At 43.3% G+C, this 7,904-nt stretch carries 3 protein-coding genes; all 3 read left to right on the top strand.

From position 1 onward, the window contains the following. The first annotated feature begins 384 nt into the window (after positions 1-384). The gene (locus AAGA18_15360; protein MEM9446719.1) at positions 385-1,131 is read left to right on the top strand and encodes a DUF1080 domain-containing protein; all 747 of its coding nucleotides are present in this window, start codon (positions 385-387) and stop codon (positions 1,129-1,131) included. Between the two features lie 380 nt (positions 1,132-1,511). Then, complete coding sequence (locus tag AAGA18_15355; GenBank protein ID MEM9446718.1) at positions 1,512-4,790, top strand: glycosyl hydrolase; 3,279 nt, start codon at positions 1,512-1,514, stop codon at positions 4,788-4,790. A 414-nt stretch (positions 4,791-5,204) separates the two neighbouring features. Beyond that, on the top strand, positions 5,205-7,904 hold a 2,700-nt coding region (locus AAGA18_15350; GenBank protein MEM9446717.1), incomplete at its 3' end, for a sulfatase-like hydrolase/transferase.

Here is a 7,904-nt window from a genome sequence, read left to right as displayed (position 1 = left end):
TGTTTTCAGGACTACTACTTCTCATTTTTGACCAGCTTTTGCGTCTATTGTACCTATTACCAGTCTTTTCTCACAGTCCTTTTATACACTCACCCCTTTCCCATACTAAGCCAAATCACTTTTTCAGTGACAACTAATTAGCCCACGTATATATAACACAACCTTTAGATCTGTAACTGATATTTGACAAAATCGGTAAACATCATCATCCAGTCTACAGCCGACTTCGCCTTTAGCCTGATCACCTAGGCCTTCTTCCCCACTTAGGGAAAAGTAACAGGACATGCTTTACTTTGCACCTATTGCTATGCCCCAATAATTTTTAAATTGATCTATGTTTTATCCTATGCATAGCTATTTTATAGCCTTGAAATACTAACAGATGTGAAAGCAACCTTATTTATAGTTATTGCAAATTTCATGCTCAGCACCGCATTCGGGGTAGAGAATCAGGAAAATACGGTCGATCCTAAGTTCAAAAAGTTTATATCGAAGTATGCGGAAACCCCTTATGCCCCAGTCCCTGAAAAGATGCTACTCAATATGGATCCAGAGCCTGATTTGAGTTCGGGTTTTACAGAATTATACAATCGTGAAAACCTTGATAATTGGATCCAGCGGGGTGCTGATAATATGTATGAGGCCAAAGGAGAGGTCATCGTAGGCACGTACAGACCCCCGAATGCAAATTCCTACCTATGCACTAGCCGGGATGATTTTCAAGATTTCATATTTACCCTTGAAGTAAAGTGGCTAGAAGACGGAAATTCCGGCATACAATTTCGATCTAAGGTGCAAGGCAAAGATAAAGTTGTTGGACCGCAGATTGAACTCGAGGAAGCAAAAAGAAAACGTGGCTGGTCAGGCGGAATTTATGCTCAAGGCATTGGAGGCTTTATTTATCCTCTTTGGTTCAAGTCCCATGAAAAAGCACGCGGTGCTATAAACTACTCAGAGTGGAATAGAATTACCCTGTTTGCTAAAGGCGAAACTGTCAAAACATGGGTGAATGGTATACCTGCCGCCCACTATACCAATAAGGATTTCACCAAAGGCTACTTTGCCCTGCAACTCCATAAGGGAAAAACCGGCCTTATCCATTTTCGAAATATTAAAGTAAAGGAGCTATAGCCTCCTGCTTTATCCGTCCACCCATTTTTCAAATCATCTTTGCTTAAAACAGGTGCGTGCTTCAAGAAGCGCTTTTTGAGACCCCATAACAATAATGCGCTATTAAAGAAAGCTAACTTCACTATAAAGTAGATAATATGGATAATAAACTATCTGATATCCTTCAAATTAGCGCCAAAAATCTCACTCTTTGAGCTCATCGCAGCTTTGGCAAATTTTAATCAAATTTAGACTTTAAAATAAGAGAATTTTCTATAACATAAGTTTCTGAGTGGGATGAAGCTAATATGATTTTCACCCTTTCGATCTCGAACCATAATTGACATATTTACTATCACTTCTTTATTGCTTAAATAGTAAATTATTGTATTAGTAATACTATGTTGACTGCAAACAAACATCTACTGCGATCACTATTGGCGATCCATTGGACTATTACTGCGGCTTGTTGGGGCCAAATAACCATAGACTACACCACCTCGGATAGCCCCACGGGCTTGACATCTGTCGATGTTGTTCACGATGTTCAAAATGATACTGCCACTATTTCGGGTATTTCTGGGCTCGGAATCAGTGGATCATTCGGCAATGTCGAAACGACAGGCAGCTTCACGATGAGGATAACAGCTATTGGCGAAGAAGGCACTAAAGCCACTGTCAACGCCTGGGACTGGAAATTTGCTCCGGGGGCCGGCTCTGAACTTGCTAAAAATGGCGATGGTTGGGGAGTTACCTCTAGCAAAAAAACGGATGTCCTTATCGATAACAAGGACGCACTTTTGTTTGAGTTCGACTTCAGTGGCCTGAGCTTAGGCCGAGGTGAGTCATTGGAACTCGTGAGTGTTACGGTACAAGATACCAGTGGACGCCTGGAGGTATGGCGAAAAAGCAGAGCTTCATCCATTGTGCCATCACTTCCTGATTTAGGTGAAATGCTGAGTCCAAAAGCATCGAATGGCTCAAAGTCTGTGATCAAACCGCTGAATATTGAAATCAAGGATCAAGATAGACTAGCAATCCTTAATGACCTCACTTACGCAGCCGGCAAACGGAGCTTTAAGGCTATCACTTTTAGAATATCAGGACCTCGGGACTTCGAGGCAGAAGCTGGAAATGGACAAGTAAATTTGAATTGGGCCAATGAACTTAATAACAAGCTCAAATCTTACAATCTGTATCGATCAACTACATCTCCGGTCAACATGAGCAATAACCACTTTTATCAAAATATCCAAGGGAATACTTACATTGATGCTAATGTGTCTAATGGGACTAATTATTTTTATGCCATTTCTCCAAAATTCAAGAATGGAAAAGAAGGCGTTTTAAGTGCCGAGATTCATGCTATGCCTACAGAGCCTGCTCCACTCCTAATAGACAAAAAGGCAACTCAAGAAACAGTAGAGCTCTACAAGAATGTCCAGCAACTCGCCAAAACTAGAATTATGTATGGTGTCCAGCGGCCATTTATGCGAGGTTATCACGCACAAGATTTAACCTATTATGCGAATAGTGATATACGTGAAATAACAGGAAGCAACCCATCAGTAATAGGGCTGGATCTCAGAGATTCCGAAGATTGGTATTTATGGATCAATTCGGACTATGACATCCCTAGTTTTGATTGGAAAAACCCTGAAGAATTTAAACCCCCTAAGTTTGAGGACGCCAGATATCATGAGACTCATTACCATGAAATCATCACTCGTGTTCACAGAAGAGGAGGCATTATTTCTTTGAGTTGGCACATGCCCAACCCTACCAATGATTTGGACTTTGACAGCCGCACTGGAGATCCTGTAACTAATACTTTAATTGAGGGATCTGCCGCCAACATACGCTATAAATATTATCTCGACGAGGCTGCAGGATTCTTTAAGGCCATGAAAGACGATGAGGGTAAATTGATCCCTATTTTTTTCAGGCCTTTGCACGAGCAAAACCATAATTCCTTCTGGTGGTCTGGCAAAAATGCTACCAAGGATGAACATATAGCGCTATGGAAGCTAACCGTTGAATACCTACGTGATGTAAAGGGAGTTCATAATTTGATTTATATTCAATCGCCTAATAATGCCAGAAGCTTTCAAGAATTTCTTGAGAAATACCCCGGACCCGGATGGGTGGATGGGTATGGCGTGGACATGTATAACAAAAGGAATTTTGAGTCTGACCTTAGGCTAGCAACCCAGATCATTGTTGCCTATGCCAGAGAATATAATAAAATTGCCGCATTAACTGAGGTAGGCGTCAAAGGCGGGTTTGTTCAATACGAAGATGACGACATTAATTTTGAGAATGGCTACATAGATCCTAAAAATTTTGACTGGTATTCAAGACACCTACTCCCACTAAAAAATAATCCTACAACAAATGAGTTAGCCTGGATTTTGCAATGGTCATCCTGGCTGGATACCAGCAAAAGTGACCTCATTAGGTCATGGACACCTGTTCTTGCCAAATACCGTCCTGAATTTGCGGTTTCAGATGAGGCCGTCATTTCGAATTTTATTGATTTCCGGAATGACGAATGGACTCTTTTCGAGCATGACGTTCCTGACCTCTATACTTTGACTGGAACCTCTACGGTGCAACCCTTCCAGCATTTGGATGCAAATGACGCAGCCTCAGTCAAATCAGATGTGGACGAGTTTTGGATTGATCTATCTGGTAATGAAAACCACGCGGTCCTACTTTCAGGTGAAATATCGTATCCTAGTGTGACACGTTCAAAAGCGGATCTCATAGGAATTGATGTGGGCACTTCGTCAAACAGAGTAGAGCTTTTCTCTGCCTCTGAGTCGGATGATTGGCTCGACCAAACGGTTGCTGGCGCAGATGGCTTTTGTGCTATCTTAGCTGTTGCTAACAACGATCTAGCCTCAGGAAAGAGATATGACCTGTTCGGTAACAACACAAAGCAATCTTCTAACAGTATCCTGCTTCGGACTATGTCAAATGGTAAACTCCAAGCATCATTGGGTAAAACGGTGATTACAGCCGATAGGTATGACGATATTTCTGATGGAGACACTGTAGTTTTTGCTATTAATTATGACCCTCAGACGCAGCTTTTTGAGTTTTGGGACTCCATAAATAATATCATCCACCAGAAAACCGTGTCTGCTCAAGATTTCTCAAACTCCAATCCTGTGACAATTGGGAGAACCACTCATACCAATCGCTCCTTCAATGGCGCCATTTGCGAAGTTAAAATCTTCGACCAATTCTTAAGCGCTTCTCACTTTCGGTTTGAAACCCGCTCCATGGTTACCAAATGGATAGTCGAAGGAATCGACTATTGGTGGCCTGAATTAGGAATGAACATTGGCCCAGAATATGCGGACTTCGATGGAGATGGCCTTAATAACCTAACGGAATATGCCCTAGGAGGGAATCCTCTGAATTTTCGAATTGCTCCTCGCGGCTTTAAGCTATACACAGACCAGGCATCTGGAGATATGCAATTCTCACATATGCTTCTTAGAAACGACCTGACTATAGGTTACCAAGTTCAGTCCTCCTCAGATCTTCAGACTTGGAAGAACGTTGACTGGGATTTTTCAGAATTCACTGTCGATGAGAAATTAGATGAGCGACTCTACCAAGTCCCCGAACCCGATGAGCAACTATTTATTAGGATTTTGATTGAAAAATAATCATTTATATTTAACCTTAAATAGGCGATGCAATAAACGAAGTTCAGGATGACTTTTATGTTATAAAAAAGGATTTATCGACATTTTTTACTACTAACAAAAAATCCCTGCTAGGTTATCCCAGAAGTTCAGTTTGCCATACTTCCCCAGGAAGACAGGAATCAGAGAGCAAAGCTAGCAGTCAGCCTTAGCTAATTTGGCTTTAAGGCTAAACTTGATGGTTATGCGGGATAGAATGAATATGAAAATAAGCCTATTTGATAAGGAGCTTCCAATCTCAGTATACTTTACGAGTTTCACTGAGCTGAGCATCCTGTTCTACTTAGAAGCTATCTATGAGATGTTCCCAAATAAACCTGTAAATTCAATTTTGTATCTAAAAGCGTAGAAAATAAACATCATGGAACATCAAATATGAAATACTCTCTGCTAACATCTATTATAAATATGACCCTTTGGCTGGTCTTGACTGCATCAGCCTCCATAGCCCAGACCGAAAGACCAAACATAATCATCATGATGGCTGATGATCTCGGTTATGGTGATCTTAGTTGCTTTGGTCATCCAAACATTCAAACACCTAACCTAGACAAACTGGCCACAGACGGAGCACGATTTACTAGTTTTTATTCTGCCCATCCAACCTGTTCACCAAGCCGTTCCGGTATGATGACGGGACGCACTCCCTATCGAAGTGGTATCTATGCCTTTATTTCTACCGATTCCGTGGTCCACTTACTTGACGAAGAAGTGACGCTGGCAGAAATTGCCAAGGAAGCGGGATACAGCACCGCTTTCTATGGTAAATGGGGGCTGATAGGTGACATGGAGGATTGGGATCAGACATTTCCTCACGAGCAGGGCTTTGACCACTGGATCGCTACTCACAACAATGCTTCTCCGTCCCACGCGAAGACAGACAATTTCTACGAGATGCGCACCGATCACAAAACTAGGAAATCCAATCCCCTTCCTGCTATCAAGGGCTATAGTTGCGGATTTGTTGTCGACAGCGCAATTGATTGGCTGGAAAACGGCCGTGATCCCAATAAACCCTTTTTCCTAGTTCTCTGGTTTCACGAGCCTCACGGCCCAATCGCATCACCGCCTGAGTTTGAAGCAAAATACCCGAAATCAAAATTTTCTGACGGTCAGCAAGAATATTACGCCAACGTAGACCATATGGACCATCAAATCGGGCGCCTGCTGACACACCTAGAAGATACTAATTTAAAAGACAGCAGTTGGATAACCTTTACCTCGGATAATGGTCCTGCGCAAGGATTCCGAGGTATTACTGGCGGGTTGAGATCTAAAAAGGGCTCCTTCTACGAAGGAGGCTATCGGGAACCCACCATTATGTATTGGAAAGGCCTTTTGGATGATGGCAGGGTGATCGATACACCGCTAACATTCTTTGATTTGGCGCCCACTTTTTATGATCTTTTAGAAGTCGATAAAATGAATGATCTGTCTCTAGACGGTATTAGCATGATGCCTGCCCTAAGAGGCGAAACTTTTGAACGTGAAGTGCCCCCGATATGGATGGGCTACCGGCACACTTCCATGCGCCAAGGTGATTGGAAGATCTGGGGTAGTTTTGACAATATCACTAAAGGACAGTCTTTAACTGACTATTTCCGTACGCGCGGAGTGAAAAAATTTGAGCTTTATAATGTGGTAGATGACATCGCCGAGAAAACAGACCTTTCCAAACAGAATCCGGATGTAATGGATGAAATGCTTTCACTTTACAATCACCGTTACGGTGCCGTAGCCGCTGAGATGGAACCCTGGAACGGAAGGTATCCAGTTCCCAGGCTAGTAGCTGAAAGAATGGGCTACAATGAAGCTAAAGACTGGGATAACTATAATGCAGAGGAGCAAGAATATTTAGGTTGGACGCCCAAAGTTTCGGATACTACTCCGAATATCCGAACCTCTAAACTCTTCTCAGATGCCGCTCTAAATACTCCATACTCTCATTACATATATGCCACTTCGGGCAACGGCAAACTCACCTGGTCTATCCAATCAGGAAGTCTACCCTCTGGTTTATCACTCAGCGCCTCCACAGGTGAAATTGGTGGAACCCCAAAAGAAAAAGGGAATTTTAATTTCACTGTCCTCGTCGAAGATAAAGATGGCGACTCGGACAAACAAAGCTACAAGCTTAGCGTGCTTAACGGGCCAGACCCTAACCCGGATCCACTAGGCCTTGTTATGCATTTGGATGCAACAGTCGACGTAGCTGTCGATGGCCAGTTGGTGACTCTCTGGAAAGATCAATCCGGAAACAATAATGATGCCACTGCAGACATGGGTTCGATTACCTACCCCAGTTCCGAAACTTTTCTCTCAGGATTAAGCGGTCTAGACTTTGGTTCTGCCGCTAGTGCTCTGGAGTTGTTCAGTGCCCAGGACTCCAACACTTGGTTAGACCAGACAGGGCAAAACCCTGCAGGCTTTGCCGTATTAATGACTTACAAGCGGGTAGGGAAAATTGGAAATACCCGTGAAGATCTTTTGGGCAACCAATCAAATGCCCAATCCGGTTTTTTGATCCGCATGTCCAACGGTAGCATACAATCCTCTTTGAATGGTAAGACACTGAGTCAAAGCGGCTCCGTCAAGGTGGGAGATACCATTGTGGTCGGTGTCAATTACCATGCTGGAACTGGTCTTTTCGAGCTTTGGGATTCTCAATCCGGCACCACAAGTAGCACAACGGTTCCTCCGGCAGATTTCTCGAGAAATGTTCCCGTGCTCCTAGGCATGACTACCAAAACCGGCCGTTATCTAAATGGGCTTGTTGGTGAAGTGAAGGTCTTCCATGGATCCCTGACTGCACAAAACTTTGCATCTGAACAGGAAGCTTTGGTGCAAAAGTGGGCGACAGAGCCCGGTCCAGGGACTGCAGAACTGGTATTGCACTTGAATGCCACAGATGCCAGCTCTGTTGAAGGAAACCCGGTGAGCCAATGGTCAGATCTTTCTGGTCTAGGAAATCATGCAACTCCCAGTAAGGGAGCCGTTACCTATCCGAGTTTAGCTTTTTTCCCTTCCGGACTCAAAGGCCTTGATTTTGGAAGTGGACGCAACACCTTGGAACTG

The sequence above is a fragment of the Verrucomicrobiota bacterium genome (assembly GCA_039192515.1).
Taxonomy (GTDB): Bacteria; Verrucomicrobiota; Verrucomicrobiia; order Methylacidiphilales; family JBCCWR01; genus JBCCWR01.
Note: the sequence above shows the minus strand (reverse complement) of the source record. Positions and strands in the feature narration are given on the sequence as shown.

What these genes read in the sequence shown, in the direction of transcription:
- AAGA18_15355 (MEM9446718.1), top strand. Translation starts at nt 1,512, where the DNA reads ATGTTGACTGCAAACAAACATCTACTGCGATCACTATTGGCGATCCAT.